Consider the following 20,019-nt stretch of genomic DNA (forward strand, 5'->3'; position numbering starts at 1 on the left):
ATAACAGCACCATCGTAAAAGGAGACACCATGGGTATCCGACCTTTCGTGGCGCTGTTTACCGCAACGCTGCTTGCCGCTGCTGCGCAAGCGGCGCCCGCAGGCAGTCCGGCGGCCGCCGTCAATGTGTTTATCGGCACGGGCGGTGACGGCCACACCTTCCCCGGCGCTACGCGGCCCTTCGGCATGGTGCAGCTAAGCCCGGACACCCAGGTGCGGCATTTCCGCCAAAGTTACCCTTGGGCGGCCGGTTACCGCTACGAGGATACCTCCATCCTCGGCTTCTCGCACACCCATTTCTCCGGCAGCGGCCACTCCGACCTGGGTGACATCCTGCTGATGCCTTACAGCGGCGAGACCAAGCTGGAGCCTGGCTACCCGGAACGTCCCTTCAGCGGCTACCGTTCCCGCTTCCGCCACGAAGACGAACGGGCGGAGCCTGGCTACTATTCGGTGCGCCTGCAGGACCATGATGTCGATGTCGAACTGACGGCCGGCGAGCGGGTTGGCCTGCACCGCTACCGCTATGCCAAGGGCGCTGCTGCCAAAGTCATCCTCGACCTGCGGCAGAGCATCTACGATTACGCCGGCAAGAACCTGTGGTCATCGCTGCGGCTGCGCGACAGTACTACCATTACCGGCATGCGCATCACGCGCGGCTGGGCGCCCGGCCGCCAGGTTTTCTTCGCCATGAAGTTCTCGCGCCCAATCGGCGGCCACACCCTGGCCAACCGCGAGGAGGGCGTTGAGTACAAGGGCTTCGCCGGGCCGGGCAAGACCGCGGCCGGCAAAGTACAGGTGGACGGCAAGGCGCTGGTGGCGGCCCTCGACTTCGGCACTCCGGAAGACGGCACCCTGTTGGTGAAGGTCGCGCTGTCCGGCGTCAGCGAAGATGGCGCGCTGGCCAACCTGGATGAAATGCCGGGCTGGGACTTCGACGCTGAACGCCAGCGTGCCGGCACGGCCTGGAACGATGCCTTGTCCGCGGTTGCCATCGAAGCGCCGCCCGATATGCGCAGCATGGTCTACACGAGCCTGTACCACGCCATGCTGGCGCCAAGCCTGTTCATGGACCGCGACGGCAAGTATCGCGGACCGGATAACCAGGTGCACCAGGCCAAAGGCTTTCGCTACCACTCGACGTTTTCTTTGTGGGACACCTACCGCGCCCTGCACCCGCTGCTAACCTTGGTGCAGCCGGAACAGCGCAACGCCGATTTCGTGAATTCGCTGGTGGCCTCGCGCCAGCATAGCCCGCACGGCATCCTGCCGGTGTGGGCCTTCCATGGCCAGGAAACCTGGTGCATGATCGGCTACCACGCGGTGCCTGTGATCGCCGACGCCTACATGAAAGGCATCAAGGGCATCAATGCCGAGGAAGCCCTGGCCGCCATGGTCGCCAGCGCCGACTACGGCCCTTACGGCGGCATTGAACATTACAGGAAGCTGGGCTATGTGCCGATCGACCTGGAGCCGGAAGCCGCCTCCAAGACCGTGGAATACGCCTTTGACGACTGGACCATCGCGCGCATGGCCGAAAAGATGGGCAGGAAGGACGTGGCCGCGCGCTTCTACCAGCGTGCGCAAAACTACCGCAATGTGTTCGACACCGGGACCGGCTTTGTCCGCGCCCGCAAATCGACCGGTGAATTCCGCGAGCCATTCAATCCGGTGCAGTCCAACTTCGGCAGCGACTACACCGAAGGCAGCGCCTGGCAGTATTCCTGGTATATGCCGCACGATAACGCTGGCCTGGTCGGCATGCTGGGCGGCGACGCCGCGCTGCAGGCAAAGATCGACCAGGTGTTCGACGCCAAAGTCGATGACAATGTCTACGCCCACATGGAAGACATCTCCGGCCTGATCGGCCACTACGCGCACGGCAACGAGCCTTCGCACCACGTGGCCTACCTGTACAACTACGCCGGCGCACCATGGAAGACGCAGGCACGCCTGGCGCAGATCGTTGCCAGCCAGTACCACGACAAGCCGGACGGCCTGGCAGGCAATGACGACCTGGGGCAGATGTCGGCCTGGCTGGCATTCACGGCGCTCGGTTTCTATCCGGTGGCGCCGGGCAGCAATGAGTATGTGATCGGGCGTCCCTTTGTCGACAAGGCCACGCTGAACCTGCCGAACGGCAAGCGCTTCGCGATCCGCGCGGAGGGCTTGAGCGACGCAAACGCCTACGTCGGCAGCGTCCTCCTGAACGGCAAGCCGCTGGTACGCACCTTCCTGCGGCATGAAGACATCATGGCTGGCGGCGAGCTGGTGTTCCGTATGCGGGCCGCGCCAAACAAGGAATGGGGCCGCGCAACCAGCGCCCGTCCTTACAGCCAAACGGGGTACAAGCAATGAAGCGCATCGTCCTGGCCATGGCCTTTGCAACCGCTGCGCCATTGGCATCGGCACAATTCGTGGGCAAGATCAGCGAGCCGGTCGAATGGGTCAACCCCCTGATGGGCACCTCCAGCAAGCCTGAAATGTCGAACGGGAATACCTATCCCGCCATCGCAGTCCCGTGGGGCATGAACCTGTGGACGCCGCAAACCGGCAAGATGGGCAACGGATGGACCTACCAGTACGAAGCCGACAAGCTGCGCGGCCTGAAGCAGACGCACCAGCCGTCGCCATGGATGAACGACTACGGCCAGTTCTCGGTCATGCCGGTGACCGGTGCCAAGCGCTTCATGGAAGACGACCGCGCCAGCGTGTTCTCGCATAAGGCTGAGACGTCCAAGCCCTACTACTACAGCGTCTACCTGGCCGACGCCAACGTCACCGCCGAGGTGACGCCCACCGAGCGCGCCGCCCAGTTCCGCTTCACCTTCCCGCAATCGGACAAGAGCTATGTGGTGGTGGACGCCTTCGACAAAGGCTCCTACGTCAAAATCATCCCGGAACGGCGCAAGGTCATCGGCTACAGCACGCGTTACGCGCGCGGCCCGCTGCCCGCCAACTTCCGCCTGTATTTCGTGATGGTGTTCGACAAGCCGTTCGCCTCCACGGACGTATGGCGCGGCAAGGAGCTGGTGGAAGGCGCGCTCGAAATGGAAAGCCAGCATAGCGGCGCAATCGTCGGCTTCAAGACCAAACGAGGCGAGCAGGTGCACATGAAGGTCGCTTCGTCCTTCATCAGCCCAGAGCAGGCCGAACTGAGCCTGCAGCGCGAACTCGCGAACGACGATTTCGACACCACGCGCGCCCGTGCCAAGGCGGCATGGAACCGCGTGTTGTCGAAGGTGGAAGTGGAGGGTGGCAGCATCGACCAGATGCGTACCTTCTATTCAAGCCTGTACCGCATGGTGCAGTTCCCGAACAAGATGTATGAAATCGATGCCGCCGGCCAGCCGGTGCACTGGAGCCCTTACAACGGCAAGGTTTTGCCCGGCTACCTGTTCGCCGGCACCGGCTTCTGGGACACCTTCCGCGCCCTCTACCCCTTCCTGAACCTGGTCTACCCATCGATCAACCGTGAAATGCAGGCCGGCCTGGCCAATGCCTACCGCGAAGGCGGCTGGCTGCCCGAGTGGTCGAGCCCCGGCTACGCCGACATCATGGTCGGCAACAACTCCGCTTCGGTGGTGGCCGATGCCTGGATCAAGGGCAGCCGCAGCCCCGACATCGAAACCCTGTGGCAAGCGCTCAAGCACGGCGCCGCCAACGAAGGGCCGGTCAGCGCTGTGGGCCGCGCCGGCGTCAAGTACTACAATGAGCTTGGCTACGTGCCCTACGACGTAAAGATCAACGAGAACGCCGCGCGCACGCTGGAATACGCCTACGACGACTTCGCGATCTACCAGCTGGGCAAGGCGCTCGGCAAGCCGGAATCGGAAGTCGGCATCTATGCCCGGCGCGCCATGAACTACAAGAAGCTGTTCGATCCGGAAACGGGCCTGATGCGCGGCCGTAACCAGGATGGCAGCTTCCAGACTCCGTTCAACCCCGTCAAATGGGGCGATGCTTTCACCGAAGGGAACAGCTGGCACTACACATGGTCGGTGTTCCACGATATCGACGGCCTGCTGAACCTGATGGGCGGCCGTGCCGCCTTCGTCAACCAGCTGGACACCGTGATGAGCATGCCGCCTGTGTTCGACGAAAGCTATTACGGCTCGGTGATCCACGAGATCCGCGAGATGCAGGTCGCGAACATGGGCCAGTACGCACACGGCAACCAGCCGATCCAGCACATGCTCTACCTGTACAACTATGCCGGCGCGCCGTGGAAATCGCAGTACTGGATTCGCGAGACGCTGAACCGCATGTACAAGCCAACGCCGGACGGCTACTGCGGCGATGAAGACAACGGACAGACCTCGGCCTGGTACGTATTCTCCGCGCTGGGCTTCTATCCGGTGACACCGGCGGTCGGCCAGTACGTGGTGGGGGCACCGCTGTTCCAGCACGCCACGGTGCACCTGGAAAACGGCAAGCAGGTTCGCATCAATGCGCCAGCCAATGGGGCCGGCATGCGCTACATCCGTGCCGCAAAGCTGAATGGACGCGCGCTGCAGCGCAACTGGCTGGGCCACGACGAGCTGCTGCGCGGCGCCACTTTCGATGTCGAGATGTCGGCGCAGCCGAACCAGCTGCGCGGCATTGCGCCGGCCGACGCGCCGTACTCGTTCTCGCGCGCCGAAGCGGCGGCTACTTCGCCGGAACGATAGTGTCGATCATCTGCCGGGAATAGGCGGCGCCCGTCGTTTCGGTCGCCTCCATCATGGAGCGCCAAAGCGGGACGATGCCGACGCCCAGCTTGTCGAAGCGCACCAGGCCGCAGGCATAAATGCCGTCAAAGGTATCGACGGCGCCGCCAAGCTTCTCGCAGGTCGCCGCCTGCTTCGCGCGGTAGGCCAGCGCCGTTTCTTCGCTCCACGCACCCGTCTGGAGCAAGGCATCCAGGGCCATGGCCTCGGCACCGCCTTCGTGGATCCACTGAGCCTGCTCGTCGCCTATGCCGCCGCGGGAAATGGCCAATTGCCAGATGTGCGCCATCTCGTGTGCTACGGTTTTGCTCGCGTATTCGCGCAGCTTCGGATGGTCGAGCTGCACCTGTTTGCCTTCCAGCCGGTAAGAAACCTGCCCCGCGCCCTGGATGGCGCCCCCTTTCATCGAGAAGCCCGGCGATTCGAGGTTGCCAACCGAGACCATGATCAGCAGCTCGTCCTTTAACTGGCGCTGATAGGCCTTCTCGTAGTACCCGGACGTTTTTGCGCCGACATCAAGTATGGTTTCGCGCAGCCACTGCGGGGTGCCTGGATCGAACAAGACTTTCGCGGCACCGGCAAGAACAGCCTGCGCCGGTCCAAAGTAGGCATAGCCGCGCCGCCCGCCCGGCGCCAGCCGGTTGGGCGGCGGCGCAATCACGTTTTCCTGCGCCAGGCCGGACAACGTGAAATCGGTGCGCATGGAAAGCGTCTTCTTGCCTTGTTCGACCTCGCCTTGCAGGTGGCCGAGGTAGACCGCCGTCCCGCCGTCACCGAAACGGGCGAAGGAGACATATTCCTTGGGCGACCAGCCGTCGAAAGTCCTGATCTGCACGCTGGCTGCCTTGAACGGCTTGCCCTTCGACGCCATGACATCGAAGTCCGGTCCCGATGCCATGCCCATGCCGGGCGTGAGCACCTTCCACTCCCGCTTGCGGAACTCGCCGATGGAATACAGCTTGAGCGCGGTAACAGGCTGCGCGAACCGGTAATCCACGCGCCACAGGTCTTTCGCCACATGGCGCACATTGACCGCCACGGCAAGCCCGGGCTGCGCGTCCGCCTGCCCGAGCGGAGCAAAACACAACATCAGGAAAGCGGCGCACAGGCCGAGGAAACGCTGCATCGGGAGGTCCCTTCAGTGGAAAAAGAAGGGACCTATTCTACCCGGAGAAGTTGCTTTTATTGCAAATTAACGAGAGGGATTGTTGTCGCAGCAGGCGTGGAGCAGGGCTCCTCGTCGAAGGCGATGTCGCCCAGCGGGTTGGCGATGCCGTCGGTCTTCAGGTCCTTGAAGCCGAACAGGTCGCGGTCCATCAGGTGCGATGGCACCACGGTGGACAGGGCGGAGAAGGTGTTCTCCACGCGGCCCGGGTTCTTCTGCTCCCAGTCGCGCAGCATGGCCTTGATCTGCTTGCGCTGCAGGTTTTCCTGCGAGCCGCACAGGTCGCAAGGGATGATCGGGAAGTTCTTCACGGCGGCATAGCGCTCGGTGTCTTCTTCCTTCACATAGGCCAGCGGACGGATCACCATATGCTTGCCGTCGTCGGATACCAGTTTGGCCGGCATGCCCTTGATCTTCCCGCCGAAGAACATATTCAGGAAGAAGGTCTCGAGGATGTCGTCGCGGTGGTGGCCCAAGGCGATCTTGTTGCAGCCCAGTTCATCGGCCACGCGGTACAGGATGCCGCGCCGCAACCGGGAACACAGGGAGCAGGTGGTTTTGCCTTCCGGGATCAGGCGCTTGACGATCGAGTAGGTGTCCTGGTTCTCGATGTGGAACGGGATGCCCAGTTTTTCCAGGTAAGCCGGCAGGATGTGGGCCGGGAAGTTCGGCTGCTTCTGGTCCAGGTTGACCGCCACGATCTCGAAGTTGATCGGCGCGCGCTCGCGCATCGTCATCAGGATATCGAGCAGGGCGTAAGAGTCCTTGCCGCCGGACAGGCACACCATCACCTTGTCGCCGTCTTCAATCATGTTGAAGTCGCCGATGGCCTGGCCGACCAGGCGGCACAGGCGCTTGTGCAGCTTGTTGTTCTCGTAGGCGATCTTGTCTTCCGCCTTGCTGTCCACTACCGCGTTCATGCTGCGTCCTTGATCTTGAATACTTCCACGCCGACGCCTTCGCAGTCCGGGTATACGTCAGGCTTCATGGTCGATACGCGGGCAGCGCGCACGCTGGGGTGGGCCAGCATTGCCTGTACCACGTCGTCCACCAGGGTTTCCTGCAGGTGCACGTGGCCTGCGGCCATGCGGCGTGCGATGGTCTCGCGCATGAAGTCGTAGTCGACCACTTCGTGCAGTTCGTCGGCCTTCGGGGTCGACACGGCCAGCGGGATGTACAGGTCAACGTTGATCAGTACGCGCTGCTCGCCTTTCTTTTCGAAATCGTGCACGCCGATGTTGATCAGCACTTCATAGTTGCGCAGGAACAGCCGGCGGCAGTCTTGCAGTTGCGGGTGAATCAGGGCGGACAGCATGGTGCTTAAACCTTAAAAATGACAATTCTTTATTTGGCCAGGAACATCACATCGCGCGGCGACGGCAGCAGGTGCTGGCCGCCATCGACCAGCAGGGTAGTGCCGGTCACCGCACGCGCGCCTGCCGCATAAACCACGGCGGCGGCAATGTCCTCGGGAGTACTGGAGCGGCCCAGCGGCGTCTGGGTATGCGCCTTGGCGAAGCCTTCCTCGCTCTGGTCTCCCGACACCATGGTGATGCCGGGCGCCACGCCCACCACCCGGACCTTCGGCGCCAGCGACTGGGCCAGCATGGTGCTGGCCGCCTGCAGCGCCGCCTTGGACAGGGTGTAGGACAGGAAATCAGGGTTGAGATTATAAAGCTTCTGGTCCAGCAGGTTCACAACCACGGACTGGCCGCCTTCCGGCGTGGCGTCATGCAGTGCGCGCGCCAGCTGGATCGGCGCCGCCACGTTGGCATGCATATGCGCGTCGAGCCGGGCCTGGCTGAAATTCAGGTCGCTGTCGTAATCGAACAGGGAAGCGTTGTTGACCACGCAATCGACCCGCTCCAGCGCCTTCAGCGCCGCCGGCAGCAGGCCGCGCACGGCTTCTTCATCGGACAGGTCGCATTGCAGCGTGATGGCGCGCCGGCCCAGGGCGGCAACGGCTTGCGCCACTTCACGCGCTTCGTCGTGCGAATGGCGGTAATGGACGGCGATATCCCAGCCGGCGCGCGCCAGGCCGAGCGCGATTTCGCGCCCCAGGCGGCGCCCGGCGCCGGTCACCAGGGCCACGCGGGCAGGCTGTTCGGGTGTCGGAATGGTTGTAGTCATAGTCAAATTGCGCAAAATGGCGCCGGGCAGCGCTGAACCGCTACAATGCCGGCATGTCTTTACCAGCACCTTCTCCCGACGCGCTGGCCGCGTCCCAAGCTTTGCAGCGCCTGATTGCCGACGACATCGCGCGGCAGGGTGGCGCCATTCCGTTCGCCCGTTTCATGGAGCTGGCGTTGTATGCCCCCGGCCTTGGCTACTACAGCGGCGGCGCCGCCAAGCTGGGCAAGGATGGCGATTTTACAACTGCGCCCGAGCTGAGCGCCCTGTTCGGGCAGTCGCTGGCGCATGTTGCAGCCGCTATTATGGACCAAAGCGCACCGCACATCCTTGAATTCGGCGCTGGAACGGGCAAGCTGGCCAAGGATATCCTGACCGAGGCGGCGCATGCCGGCATCGCGGTGGAGAGCTATTCCATCGTTGAGTTGTCGGGCGAACTGCGCGCTCGCCAGCAGCAGCTGCTGCGCGAATTCCCGCAGGTGCGCTGGCTCGACGCGCTGCCCGCATCGTTTCAAGGTGCGGCGTTCGGCAACGAGGTGCTGGATGCGATGCCGGTCGACGTGGTCACCCTGACCGAACGGGGCTGGCAGTCGCTGCACGTCGCCGCCACCGACGCGGGCTTCGCCTGGCGGCCAAGCGATGCCGACGCCGGATTGCAGGCGCAAATCGAACGCCAGATCCCGGACGCCGAACAGCTGCCGGTCGGTTACGTCACCGAGGTGCATGGCGCAGGATGCGGCTTCATGTCCACGCTGGCCGCCATGCTGGCAAAGGGCAAAGGCGCCGCCTTCCTGTTCGACTATGGCTTCCCGGCCCGTGAGTTCTACCTGGGCGACCGCGCCACCGGCACCCTGATGTGCCACTACCGCCACCACGCCCACGCGGAACCGTTCTACCTGCCCGGCCTGCAGGACATCACCGCCCACGTCGATTTCACCGCCATGGCGCTGGCGGCGCAGGATGCCGGGGCCGAAGTCATGGCCTATAACAGCCAGGCCGGCTTCCTGCTCGGCGCCGGGATTGGCGAACTGATCCAGCGCTACGACCCGGCCGATGCCCTGAATTACCTGCCGCACGCCAACGCACTGCAGAAATTGCTTTCTCCAGCCGAAATGGGAGAATTGTTCAAGGTGCTGGTGATTGGCCATGGCGTTGAGCTGCCTGGGCAATTGCTGCGCAGCGACCGCAGCCACCGTTTGTAATATGATTGAGAGATGGGAAAGATACATACTCACTATGACAACCTGAAGGTAGCGCGCGGCGCGCCACAGGAAGTCATACGTGCTGCTTACAAAGCGCTGAGCCAGAAATATCATCCTGACAAGAATCCAGGGGATGAAAAGGCGGCCCGCATCATGGCGATCGTCAATACCGCCTATGGCACGCTGTCCGATCCGCAGCGGCGCAAGGAGCACGACGAGTGGATCACCCAGGAAGAGTGGGAAATCGAGTGGCTGGAGAGCACCAGGCACGAACCGGCGCATGAGCCGGGCTGGTCCGGCGAGCTCGACCTGCCGCGCCGGCGCCGGGTGCTGAAGTCCTGGCGCTTCTGGGGCACGGTGAGCGGCGCCGCTGCGGCGGGCTGGCTGGGCGGGGTGCTGACGGTGACCGAGCCGCGCGCCATGTCCAGCGTCCTGGCCGGCGCCTGGGGCGGCAAGCCGCCAGCCGAACTGACGGCGACTGCCGCCGCCACCCCGAAAATCCATCCGCCGCGGGTGGAAAAAGTGACGCCCGACGATGGCTGGGCAGTTGCCAAGCCGTATTCGCCGGAGCCCGCGGTTTCTGCCGCCGCCGCCCCGCCTATCAAGGTGCTGGCCCTGTCGCAGGTGGTGCTGCCTGGCGCCGCCATCGACTGTGAGGCCGAGGTTGCCCCGGCAGTCGCACCGAACGGCGAACCGTGGCCGGTGCAATCGGGTTACGTGGAAGGCTTCCCGGTCGGGAACAAGGGCGAGGACATGCAGCTCACGCTGGACAACAGCTCCAACGCGTCGCCGGTGTTCATCAAGGTGTATGACCTGGAGCGCCGCTCGAATGTGCGCTACGCCTACGTGCAGCCGCACGACAAGCTGGTGGTCGACCAGCTATCGAACGGCAAATACGAAATCCGCTACCAGAACCTGAACCTCGGCGCAGGCCAGAACGGCTGCGCGCACAAGAACGGTTAAGCGGTGCCGGCGGCCAGCGTTTCGCTCAGGCCCATTTCCGGGCTCGCCATCAGGCGGTAAATATCCACCAGGATCAGCATGCGCTCGTCGATGGTGCCGAGGCCGATCATGTATTCGGAGCTGAAGGCGGTGCCCAGGTCCGGCGCCGGCTTGATCTGCTCGGGCGCCAGGGTGGTGACGTCCGACACTGAATCGACCACCATGCCGACCACGCGGCCATTGATGTTCAGGATGATCACCACCGTGAACTGGTCGTACACCGGCTCGCCCAGTTTGAATTTGATGCGCATGTCCACCACCGGAATGATGATGCCGCGCAGGTTGATCACGCCCTTGATGAATTCGGGCGCATTGGCGATGCGGGTTACCGCTTCATAACCGCGGATCTCCTGCACTTTCAGGATATCGATGCCGTACTCTTCGGCACCCAGCTTGAATGCCAGGAATTCCTTGCCTTGGCTAGCGTCTTCTTGCGCAGTAACTTGCATGGTTTTTTCCTTTAGCAAAATCTGTGTTGTCAAAGCGTATCAGGTTGCAAAGCGATTTACGAGGGGGCAATTTTTAATTGCTAGCTAAGTCAAATCTGATTATGCTGGATGTAAAGATTAGCGCATTTTGATCAAGGAGACTTCATGGCGGACCCTCAAGCCGTCGATGACAACTGGCTGCTCGAAGAAGACGAAGAAGAGAAGCAGCCGGCATCGACAGGATCCCCAGAACAGCGGCTGTGGCGCGTGCTGATTGTGGACGACGACCAGGACGTGCATGCGGTTACCCGCCTGGCGCTGCGCAATGTCAGTTTCAAAGGGCGTGAGCTGGAGTTGTTTTCGGCCTACAGCGGCCGCGAGGCATTTGAGATCCTGCGCGATACGCCGGATATTGCCTTGGTGCTGCTCGATGTCGTGATGGAAACCGACGATGCCGGCCTGCTGCTGGCGCGCCGCATCCGCGAAGAGCTGCACAATTCCATCGTGCGCGTGGTGTTGCGCACCGGCCAGCCGGGCCAGGCGCCCGAACAGCGCGTCATCATCGAATACGACATCAACGACTACAAGGCCAAGACCGAACTCACGACGCAGAAGCTGTTTACCACCGTGATCTCGGCGCTGCGTGCGTATGAAAGCCTGAACATGCTGGAGCGCTCGCGCATCGGCCTGGGCAAGATCCTGGCCGGCGCGACCAACCTGTACCAGATCCATTCGCTGCGTGAATTCGCGTCCGGCGTGCTGAACCAGGTCTCGGCCATCCTCGATGTCGGGGCGGACGGCGTGCTGTGCCTGATGCAGGTCGACACCGGCGAGACCACCGTGGTAGCAGCCACCGGCGGCTATGCGCCGCTGGCGGAAAACGAGCAGATGCCGGACAACCATCCGTTGTGGCCGACCATCAGGAAAGCCTTCAAGGAAAAGAAGAGCCAGTTCGAACATCCGGCCAATGTGCTGTTCATCCACACGCAGGAAAGCCGCGACGTGCTGATCTCGGTCACGCCGCCCTGGCCGCTGGCCCAGATCCAGCGCGACCTGCTGGAAGTGTTCTGCGAGCGCATTGCCGCCGCGTTTGACAACCTGTACATGTTCGGCCAGCTGCGCAAGGCGCAGGAAGCCACCGTGGTGGCGCTGGCCGACCTGGCGGAATTCCGCGACGGCTGCACCGGCGGCCATGTGCGGCGCGTGCAGCAGCTGTCCTCGGCGATTGCTGCGCGCATGCGCGAGCGCGGCATGTACGACGACGAACTGACGCCGCAGCTGGTCGACATGATCGGCCTCGCCTCCATCCTGCATGACGTGGGCAAGGTCGCGACGCCGGACCATATCCTGCTGAAGCCGGGCCCCCATACCGACGACGAGCGTGCGCTGATGCAAACCCATGCTGCCGTCGGGCGCAGCGTGCTGGAACGCGCGGCCAATATGGTGGACGGTGTCAGCTACCTGACGTATGGGGCGGAAATTGCCGGCGGTCACCATGAGCACTGGGACGGCGGCGGCTATCCGAACCAGCTCAAGGGCAAGCAGATTCCCTTGTCGGCGCGGATCGTGGCGGTGGTGGATGTCTTCGATTCCTTGCTGCATGAGCGCCCCTACAAGGAGCCGTGGCCGTATCCGGAAGTGATGACCTATATCCGCGACCGTACCGGCACCCAGTTCGATCCCGAAGTGATCGCCGCGCTGAATGACGTGGTCGAACGTAACCCCGGCCTGGGCCAGGGCAGTTGAGCCAACCCTACTGTGGCGGCCACGCCGCGCTGCCACGTTCAATCTCTCCAAAATTCACGGCGTGCAGCGTGCAAGCGCTAAAATGAGGACAGCCCTTGTCCTACGCCGACAGCCATGAATGAACTGAAGGGCCTGACAGCGCTGGTCATCGAGCCCAATCCCAGCATGCGCGCCAGCCTGCACAATATGCTGAGCTTGTGCGGCCTGGTGCGCATTGACGATGCCGCCAGCTCCAACCAGGCCATCCGCGCGCTGGAAACCCGGATCTATGACCTGGTCCTGTGCGAGTACGCCCTGGAAGGCGGCCAGGATGGCCAGCAAATGCTGGAAGACCTGCGCCATCACCGCCTGATCAACGCCGCCACCATGTTCTTCATGGTCACCGGCGAGGGCCAGTTCAGCAAGGTGGTCAGCGCCGCCGAGCTGATGCCCAACGATTACATCCTCAAGCCTTTCGCTGCCGATGCCATGCTGGAACGCATCTGGCGTGCCCTCGACCGTCGCAATGCGCTGCTGCCGGTGTACCAGCTGGTGGACATGGGCGACTTGCGTGCGGCAATTGAAGCGTGCGAGGAGGGCGAGGCCGCGCAGCCGCGCTTTGCCATGGAGTTCCGCCGCCTGCGTGCGGAGATGCACATCCAGGTCGGCGAGCCGGAACTGGCCGAACCGCTGTATGCCGAACTATGGGATAGCCGCCAGGTGCCATGGGCCCGGTTGGGCCAGGCCAAGACCCTGTACCTGCGCGGCCGCTTCGACGAAGCGCGCGACCTGCTGCAAGACCTGCTGGGCAGGAACACCCGCTTCCTCGATGCCTATGACTGGCTGGCGCGCACCCATGAAGCGAATGGCGATCCGGCTGCAGCGCAAGCCGTGCTGGCCAATGCGGTAGAACTGTCGCCGCACGCGGTGCGCCGCTTGCGGCGGCTGGGCGAAGTGGCGCTGGTGGCGGGCGACGTCGAAGGCGCCGAACGCGCCTTCAAGCAGGTGGTGAGCAAGACCCGCTATTCCGAATTCCGCACGCCGGAAGACCATGCCAAGCTGGCGCAAACCCTGGTCAAGAGAGGCGACCCGGTGCAGGCGGCCGCAGTGATCCGCGACCTGGACAAATCGTTGTCCGGCACCCCGAACACCGATGTCTGCAGCGCCATTGCTTCGGCTGCGCTGCATGAATTCACCGGCAACGTGGAACGCATGAACGCCTCGCTGGACTATGCGGTCAGCGGCGTGCGTACCGCAAGCGGCCTGTCGAACGAGATGAAGATGGAGCTGGCGCGCACCTGCCTGGAAGTGGGCAAGGAGGAGCAGGCGACGGAAGTGATGCGCGACGTGATGCGCAATTCCGCCACGCCGGGCGCCATGGAGCGTGCCATGCGCATGATGGAGAAAAGCGGCCACGCCGAACTGGGACAGCGCCTGGCCGACGAAAGCCGCAACGAAGTGGGCGAGATGGTGGCAGCCGGTGCGGCGCTGGCGAAGCAGGGCGATTTCCGCGGCGCGGTCGACCTCATGCTGGAAGCCGTCGCCAAGGTGCCGGACAACGCCCAGGTAGCGTTCAACGCGGCGGTGGCGATCCTGAAATGCCTGGAAAACGAGGGCTGGGACGATGCCTTCGGGCGCCACGTGCTGGCGCTGGTGGCCACGGTGCGCCGCCTCGATCCTGCCAACGACAAGCTGAATGCACTGGCCGGCCTGCACCAGGACATATTGAAGAAATACAACATCCGCCCGGCCGCGCGGCGCGAAGCAGGGGTGCGCGTCGCGATCTGATAGCCGCTGGCGCTACAATGGGCTATGAGCTCCAATCCACCAGAAGAACGCCCGGTCCGCGCCTACCTGCTGAAAAAGTTGTGCAGCGATGATGAGGGTTTGTTTGCGCTCGGCGTGTCGATCGCACGCGTGGTGCAGATGGCCGATTCGGACGACCAGGGCACGCAAAGTCTGGCCTATCACGTGCTGTCCGACGTGGCGCTGACGCAGAAGATCCTGCGCCTGGCCAATACGCCGCAATACCGCCAGGCCTCGGGCGCGCCGGTAACCACAATTTCCCATGCGATTTCGCTGCTTGGTTTCGATAATGTGAAAACCACGGCGCTGGCCATGCTGCTGGTCGATACCATGGCCAACAGCAGGCATGCGCAAAGTGTGCGGGTGGAGCTGGAGGCGGCGCTGTGCGCCAGCCTGGTTGGGCGCGAACTGGCGCGCTACAGTCCTTACCAGAAGGCGGAGGAAGCGGCGATCGGGGCGCTGTTCAAGAACCTGGGGCCGCTGCTGATCGCCTCGCGCGAACACGACCGCTTCCGCGAGATCAATGCGCTGGTCGTGGCAGGCGAACACTCGCAGGCGCGGGCTTCGCAGATGATCCTGGGCAGCACCTACGACACGCTGACGGCGACCGTGCTGCGCGAATGGAAAATCCCCGACGTCATCATCCGCTCGCTGACGCCCTTGTACGGCAGCACCATGCGGGCGCCGGCCGACCGCACCGAGTGGATACGGCAGGTGGTGCACTTCAGCATGGATGCGGCGCGCGCGCTGACGCGCCTGGGCGGCGTGGCCAGCGACGACGTACGCCTGCTGCACCAGCGTTTCGGCAACGCGCTGGGGCTGGAACGCGAGCAGGTGACCACGGTGCTGACGCGCGCGCGCAGCAGCATGGATGCTTTGTTGAACAGCATGCAGCTGGATGGCGCTTCCAGCGGTTCTGCCGGCGAGCCGGGCGACCCGTATGCGGAACCCGGCGAAGTTCCGGGCGCGGCGGGGACCTTGCCGAGCGTGCTGGCGCTGGCCAGCATGGATTCCGGCGCGAAGGAGGGCGCCTACCCGAGCGGCAAACCGTATGACGCCCGCGAGCAGTTGCTGGCCGGCGTGCAGGAACTGACCGAGATGCGGGTGGAGGGCAAGGCGCGGGTGAATGAGCTGGTGCAGGCGGTACTGGAGACTTTGTACCGCAGCATGGGGTTCCGCTTTGCGACAGTTTGCCTGAAGGATGCGAAGACGGGGCAGTTCCGGGCGCGCATTGCGCTGGGCGACAAGCGGGCCTTGCGGCAGGAGGGCTTCGTGTTCCCCTTGCAGGGCAAGGATCTGTTCCACCTGGCGCTGGATAATGATGCCGATTTGATGATCGCGGATGCCAGTGTGGCCAAGATTCGCGATTTGCTGCCGAAGTGGCACCTGGATTTGCTGCCGGATGCGCGCAGCTTTATCGTGCTGCCATTGGTGGTGCAGGGTGTGCAGCTTGGCTTGTTCTATGCCGATCGTGCCCAGCCTGCGCCGGAAGGGGTGCCGCCGGACGAGACGTCGCTGATTCGGGCGCTGAAGGCGCAGGTGCTGGCGGCTTTGTCCCCCTGAAACCGGTAAGCCGCCGCGGGTTTTCGGTTGTACACCGTTGATCTTCTCAAAACGTCAGAGGACTCGAACCCACCTGCGGCCTCGAAACCGTTGGGGGTCTGACCCTGCGGGTCAGACCCCGGTTTACCGGTTCAGGCCGGTTCAGGCCGGTTCAGGTAAGCGTCCAGCCAGCGCCTCGAACTCGGCCACCGGCATCGGCCGCGCAAACAGATATCCCTGCGCCTCATTGCAGTACTTGCTGCGCAAGAATTCCAGCTGCGCCTCCGTCTCCACGCCCTCCGCCACCACGCCCAGCCCCAGCGCATGCGCCAGCCCGATGGTCGCAGCCACAATCACCGCATCATTCGGGTCGCTCTCGATATCCTTCACAAACCCGCGGTCAATCTTGATCCGGTCGATCTCGAACAGCTTCAGGTAGCTGAGCGACGAATAGCCCGTCCCAAAATCGTCGATCGCCACCTTGATCCCGCGCGCCCGCAGCTCGCGCAGCAAGTCGCGGCTGCGTTCCGGATCCTGCATCGCCGCCGACTCGGTGATCTCCAGTTCGAGCAACGCAGGATCAATCCCGCTCTCGCGCAGCAGCTGGTCCAGCAGCGGCAGCAGGGCGTCGCCGTGGCATTGGCGCGCCGACAGGTTGACGGCCAGGCGCAGCGACCCCTGCCAGCGGCGCAGCAAGCCCACGGTCTGCTGCAGCACCCAGTCCCCCAGCGGCAGGATCAGCCCCGATTCTTCCGCAATCGGGATAAAGCGGTCCGGCCCCACCATGCCCAGTTCCGGATGATGCCAGCGCAGCAGCACCTCGGCGCCGATCACGCGGCGCGTGGCCAGTTCCACCTGCGGCTGAAGGTAAAGCTCGAACTCCTTGCGTTCCAGCGCCTGCCACAAGCGGTTCTCCATCATCAAGCGGTCATGGGTGGCGGCATTCATGGCCGCTTCGAAAAACTGGAAGTTGCCGCGGCCCTGGCTCTTGGCCGCATACATCGCCGTATCCGCATGGCGCAGCAGGGCGGCGCTGTCATGGCCGTCGGGCGGGAACATGGCGACGCCGACACTGGTGCCGCTATGGATCGTCTTGCCTGCCAGGTGGAACGGCTCGGCCAGTGCCGCCACGATACGCACCGCGACCTGGCTGGCTTCCGCCGGCGTCACGTTGCCGCCGGTGACCACGATGAATTCATCGCCGCCCAGGCGGGCGATGGTGTCGACTTCGCGCAGCAGCTCGCGCAGGCGGTCGGCGACCGCCACCAGCAACTGGTCGCCGGTGGCGTGGCCGTGCGTGTCGTTGATCTTCTTGAAGTGATCGAGGTCGAGGAACATCACGGCAGCCGTGCCGTTGGCGCGGCGCGTCTGCGCCAGCAGCTGGTCGAGGCGCAGGTTGAGCGAGAGGCGGTTATCCAGCCCGGTCAGCGGATCGTGGTGAGCCAGCTTGTAGATCCGTTCCTGGGCGCGCTGCTGCTCGGTCAGGTCGTGCACGATGGCGACGAATACATTGCCGTCGGGGAGTTCCACCTCGCTGACCGAAATCGCGGTCGGGAAAATGCTGCCATCGTGGCGGCGGCCGCTGGATTCGTGCTCGTGGGTGGCGCCGCTGGCGATATTGCGCAGCAAGCGTGGCGCACTATCGCTTTCCGCTTCCGGCAGCAGGACCGCCAGCGGCATGCCGGCCAGCGCTTCGGCGGGATAACCGAACAGGCGGCAAGCCGCGGCATTGGCCGAGACCAGCAGGCCATCGGCGCCGATGGTCAGGATGGCGTCGGCCGCCTTGTCGAGGATGGCTTGCAGGCGCGCTTCGCGCTCGCGCAGGCGGATCGTGCTTTCCTTTACCTGCTGCTGGATCTGGGCGCGTTCGCCGCTGGTCAGCAGCATCAGGGCGCCCAGCAGCCCTGTCAGCATCAGGCCCGCACTCAGTACCAGCCAGCTTTGCCAGCCGTGCTGGTGCACCATGTAGGCAGCCGAGGGCGCCAGCACCAGTTCGTAGTCGCGGCCGCCAAGGCTGAGCTTGCGCCAATAGTCGTCTTCGTTCGGCGCGCGCGACATCAGGTCGACCAGCGTGGTCGGTCCCGGCTCGCTGCGGTCGACCAGGCGGGCCTGGATATGCGGGAAATCGGCGGCGGCCAGCGCGCCGTTGACGTAGGTGTCGATCTGCATCGCCAGCAGCAGCATGCCGGCCGCCGCTTGCCCATCGCCCGGATCAACCGCTTGCAGCAGCACCACGCCGCTGCCTTCGCCCGGCATCGACAGCATGACCGGTGCGCTGGCAACCGGCTTGCCGCTGCGCAGCGCTTCACGCACGGCTTGCGCGCGGACCGGTTCGGCCAGCCAGTCCAGTCCCTGGTAATGGCGGCGCGCCGCAGGCTCGATGAACAAGGTCACCATATGCTCGCCAGGCGGCACCTCGGCATGGCGGTGCACGGAATGGCTGTGTGAGTGGCCGGGTTCAGTGGACGGGGCGATGATGCGGAAGTCCGCGCCGATGGTGTCGCGCGCCCAGGTTTCAAAAGCCGGGCGATCGGCCTCGGATACCGGCCGCAGCCAGGCCATCGACAGCAGCTCGGGCCGCTGGTCGAGGTAGCCATGCGCAATCTTGTCGAAGCCTTGCGCCGACATCACGCGCCCATAGCGGTTGATGGCGCGCGCCATGGCGAATACATACCGCTCGTGCTCGCTGAAACGGGACTGCAGCAAGTCGCCCACCTGTTGCGCCTTGAGGCGGAAGCCTTCCAGGTGCTGCCGGGTTTCCCAGCGCGCCACCAGCACGTACAGCATCACGCACAGGGTGACCAGGAAGAGCTGGGGTACGCCCACCAGCAAGCGACGGCGCTGCCACAGCGCGCGCGGCTGGCCGAACAGTACCCAGCACAGCGGCGCGGCCAGCATGACGCCGATGGCATCGCCAATCCACCAGGTCAGCCAGCTGGTCGGCAAATCGCGCGGCGCAATGGCGCCGGCGGCAGCTGCGGCGCCATTGGACAGCGTGCTGCTCACCAGCGTCACGCAAACTGCCAGCAGCAGGAAGCGCAGCACATCGCGCCCGGCACCGATTTCTGGCCGGATCGCGCGGCGGAAATACAGCATGCCGAGCCACGCCTGCAGCGCCGAACCAAAGGCGGCAGCGAGTGCAGCCAGTCCTTGCGGCAAAGGCGGCAGGGTCAGCGGATTGGGCGCACCCGGCAGGGGCAGGAAATTGATCAGCAGGGCGCCGATGGCGACGCCGGGCAGCAGGCGCGGCCCAAAGGTAACGATGCTGGCCAGGGCGATCCCGGCCGGCAGGAAGAGGGGACTGGCATAACCGGGCGCCAGGGACAAGTAGAGGCAGAAGCGCCCGATGACCGCGTAGGCCGCCAGCAGCAGCAGGTTGGCGGCCAGCGTGCGCGGCCAGCCGGGGGAGGGATTCTTCACAGAATGGGCGCTCCGGTGCACGGAATAAGTTGACCGATTTTAAAGCAAAAGGTGCAACGCAAAAACAACACTTGCAAATTTGCAGGAGTAGCCATTACAATCTCGCCCCGAAGCGCACGTCATGCAGCGTTTGCGAAATAAGCAAATAACGATGTTGACAGTGTTGGAAAGTTGCTTCATACTCTGCGGTTCCTTCGCGGAGGGGTGGCCGAGTGGTTAAAGGCAGCAGACTGTAAATCTGCCCTCTTATGAGTACACTGGTTCGAATCCAGTCCCCTCCACCAAAGCTTGCAGGTAGCTAAGTGAAGTAGTAGTCGAAAGTAGTCGGAACCTCGCGGGTGTAGCTCAATGGTAGAGCTGAAGCCTTCCAAGCTTATGACGAGGGTTCGATTCCCTTCACCCGCTCCATGCAGCACAGTAGTAAAAATAAGCCCTTGTAGCTCAGTGGTAGAGCACTCCCTTGGTAAGGGAGAGGCCACGTGTTCAATCCACGTCAAGGGCACCAGAATTCTGCAGTATCCATCTGATTAGTCGGGCGCGTGCCCAGCAACTCAACATTTGTTAGGAGTCTAAAATGGCAAAAGAAAAGTTCGAGCGGACTAAGCCGCACGTGAACGTTGGCACCATCGGTCACGTTGACCATGGCAAGACCACCCTGACCGCTGCTATCGCAACCGTCCTGTCGAAGAAATTCGGCGGCGAAGCCAAAGCTTACGACCAGATCGACGCTGCTCCAGAAGAAAAAGCACGCGGCATTACCATCAACACCGCCCACGTCGAGTACGAGACTGCCAACCGTCACTACGCTCACGTTGACTGCCCAGGCCACGCCGACTACATCAAGAACATGATTACCGGTGCTGCGCAGATGGACGGCGCGATCCTGGTTTG

The 20,019-nt window shown here is 63.6% G+C and carries 14 protein-coding genes and 3 tRNA genes; 11 read left to right on the plus strand and 6 right to left on the minus strand.

Annotated features, from left to right (window positions below; genetic code table 11):
- Positions 1-29: 29 nt before the first annotated feature.
- Together ASD07_RS08840 and ASD07_RS08845 are read left to right on the plus strand one after the other, a co-directional pair.
- On the plus strand, positions 30-2,357 hold the full coding sequence (locus tag ASD07_RS08840) for a GH92 family glycosyl hydrolase (RefSeq protein ID WP_055928219.1): 2,328 nt from the start codon (positions 30-32) through the stop codon (positions 2,355-2,357).
- A complete protein-coding gene (locus tag ASD07_RS08845; protein WP_055928221.1) occupies positions 2,354-4,669 on the plus strand; it encodes a GH92 family glycosyl hydrolase in 2,316 nt (771 codons plus the stop codon). The genes ASD07_RS08840 and ASD07_RS08845 overlap by 4 nt, the downstream gene beginning before the upstream one ends.
- Here ASD07_RS08845 and ASD07_RS08850 read toward each other — a convergent pair.
- Genes ASD07_RS08850 through ASD07_RS08865 form a run of 4 tightly spaced genes read right to left on the minus strand, consistent with a single transcriptional unit; the run spans position 4,650 to position 8,003 of the window.
- On the minus strand, positions 4,650-5,834 hold the full coding sequence (locus tag ASD07_RS08850) for a hypothetical protein (protein ID WP_055928224.1): 1,185 nt from the start codon (positions 5,832-5,834) through the stop codon (positions 4,650-4,652). The genes ASD07_RS08845 and ASD07_RS08850 overlap by 20 nt on opposite strands.
- Before the next feature lie 56 nt (positions 5,835-5,890).
- Positions 5,891-6,793 (minus strand): tRNA 2-thiocytidine(32) synthetase TtcA, encoded by a 903-nt coding sequence (gene ttcA, locus ASD07_RS08855; RefSeq protein ID WP_055928226.1) that lies wholly within the window; start codon positions 6,791-6,793, stop codon positions 5,891-5,893.
- The gene (locus ASD07_RS08860; RefSeq protein ID WP_055928229.1) at positions 6,790-7,188 is read right to left on the minus strand and encodes a dihydroneopterin aldolase; all 399 of its coding nucleotides are present in this window, start codon (positions 7,186-7,188) and stop codon (positions 6,790-6,792) included. The genes ttcA and ASD07_RS08860 overlap by 4 nt, the downstream gene beginning before the upstream one ends.
- Before the next feature lie 29 nt (positions 7,189-7,217).
- Positions 7,218-8,003, minus strand: a complete 786-nt coding sequence (locus ASD07_RS08865) for an SDR family oxidoreductase (protein WP_055928232.1) — start codon at positions 8,001-8,003, stop codon at positions 7,218-7,220.
- Positions 8,004-8,056: 53 nt separating this feature from the next.
- Between ASD07_RS08865 and ASD07_RS08870 the strand changes: the two genes are divergently transcribed.
- Positions 8,057-9,205 (plus strand): class I SAM-dependent methyltransferase, encoded by a 1,149-nt coding sequence (locus ASD07_RS08870; protein WP_055928235.1) that lies wholly within the window; start codon positions 8,057-8,059, stop codon positions 9,203-9,205.
- Positions 9,206-9,217: 12 nt separating this feature from the next.
- Complete coding sequence (locus ASD07_RS08875) at positions 9,218-10,168, plus strand: J domain-containing protein (protein ID WP_055928237.1); 951 nt, start codon at positions 9,218-9,220, stop codon at positions 10,166-10,168.
- Here ASD07_RS08875 and ASD07_RS08880 read toward each other — a convergent pair.
- Positions 10,165-10,656 carry a chemotaxis protein CheW gene (locus ASD07_RS08880; protein WP_055928240.1) on the minus strand — a complete coding sequence of 164 codons (492 nt, stop codon included), beginning with the start codon at positions 10,654-10,656 and terminating at the stop codon, positions 10,165-10,167. The two genes, ASD07_RS08875 and ASD07_RS08880, sit on opposite strands and share 4 nt — an antisense overlap.
- Before the next feature lie 144 nt (positions 10,657-10,800).
- Here ASD07_RS08880 and ASD07_RS08885 point away from each other — a divergent pair, with 144 nt between their 5' ends.
- The 3 genes from ASD07_RS08885 (at position 10,801) to ASD07_RS08895 (ending at position 15,729) form a co-directional block, all read left to right on the plus strand.
- Positions 10,801-12,381 (plus strand): DUF3369 domain-containing protein, encoded by a 1,581-nt coding sequence (locus ASD07_RS08885; RefSeq protein WP_055928243.1) that lies wholly within the window; start codon positions 10,801-10,803, stop codon positions 12,379-12,381.
- Between the two features lie 114 nt (positions 12,382-12,495).
- Positions 12,496-14,148, plus strand: coding sequence for a tetratricopeptide repeat-containing response regulator (locus ASD07_RS08890; RefSeq protein WP_055928246.1), 1,653 nt, complete (start codon positions 12,496-12,498; stop codon positions 14,146-14,148).
- A gap of 24 nt (positions 14,149-14,172) precedes the next feature.
- Positions 14,173-15,729: an HDOD domain-containing protein gene (locus ASD07_RS08895; RefSeq protein ID WP_055928250.1), complete on the plus strand. Its 1,557-nt coding sequence runs from the start codon at positions 14,173-14,175 to the stop codon at positions 15,727-15,729.
- 141 nt (positions 15,730-15,870) lie between these two features.
- Here the strand turns inward: ASD07_RS08895 and ASD07_RS08900 are convergent, their stop codons facing one another.
- Entirely contained in the window at positions 15,871-19,128 is a 3,258-nt protein-coding gene (locus ASD07_RS08900) for an EAL domain-containing protein (RefSeq protein ID WP_055928253.1), read from the minus strand.
- Positions 19,129-19,326: 198 nt separating this feature from the next.
- Here ASD07_RS08900 and ASD07_RS08905 point away from each other — a divergent pair.
- The 4 genes from ASD07_RS08905 to ASD07_RS08920 form a co-directional block, all read left to right on the plus strand.
- Positions 19,327-19,412, plus strand: a tRNA-Tyr gene (locus ASD07_RS08905).
- Between the two features lie 50 nt (positions 19,413-19,462).
- Positions 19,463-19,536 (plus strand) — tRNA-Gly (locus tag ASD07_RS08910).
- Positions 19,537-19,558: 22 nt separating this feature from the next.
- Positions 19,559-19,633: transfer RNA gene (locus ASD07_RS08915), tRNA-Thr, on the plus strand.
- Between the two features lie 69 nt (positions 19,634-19,702).
- Positions 19,703-20,019: GTP-binding protein (locus ASD07_RS08920; RefSeq protein WP_227811199.1), on the plus strand; the 317-nt coding region annotated here is incomplete at its 3' end.

Origin of the sequence: Duganella sp. Root336D2, assembly GCF_001425005.1 — a bacterium.
Lineage (GTDB): Bacteria > Pseudomonadota > Gammaproteobacteria > Burkholderiales > Burkholderiaceae_D > Rugamonas.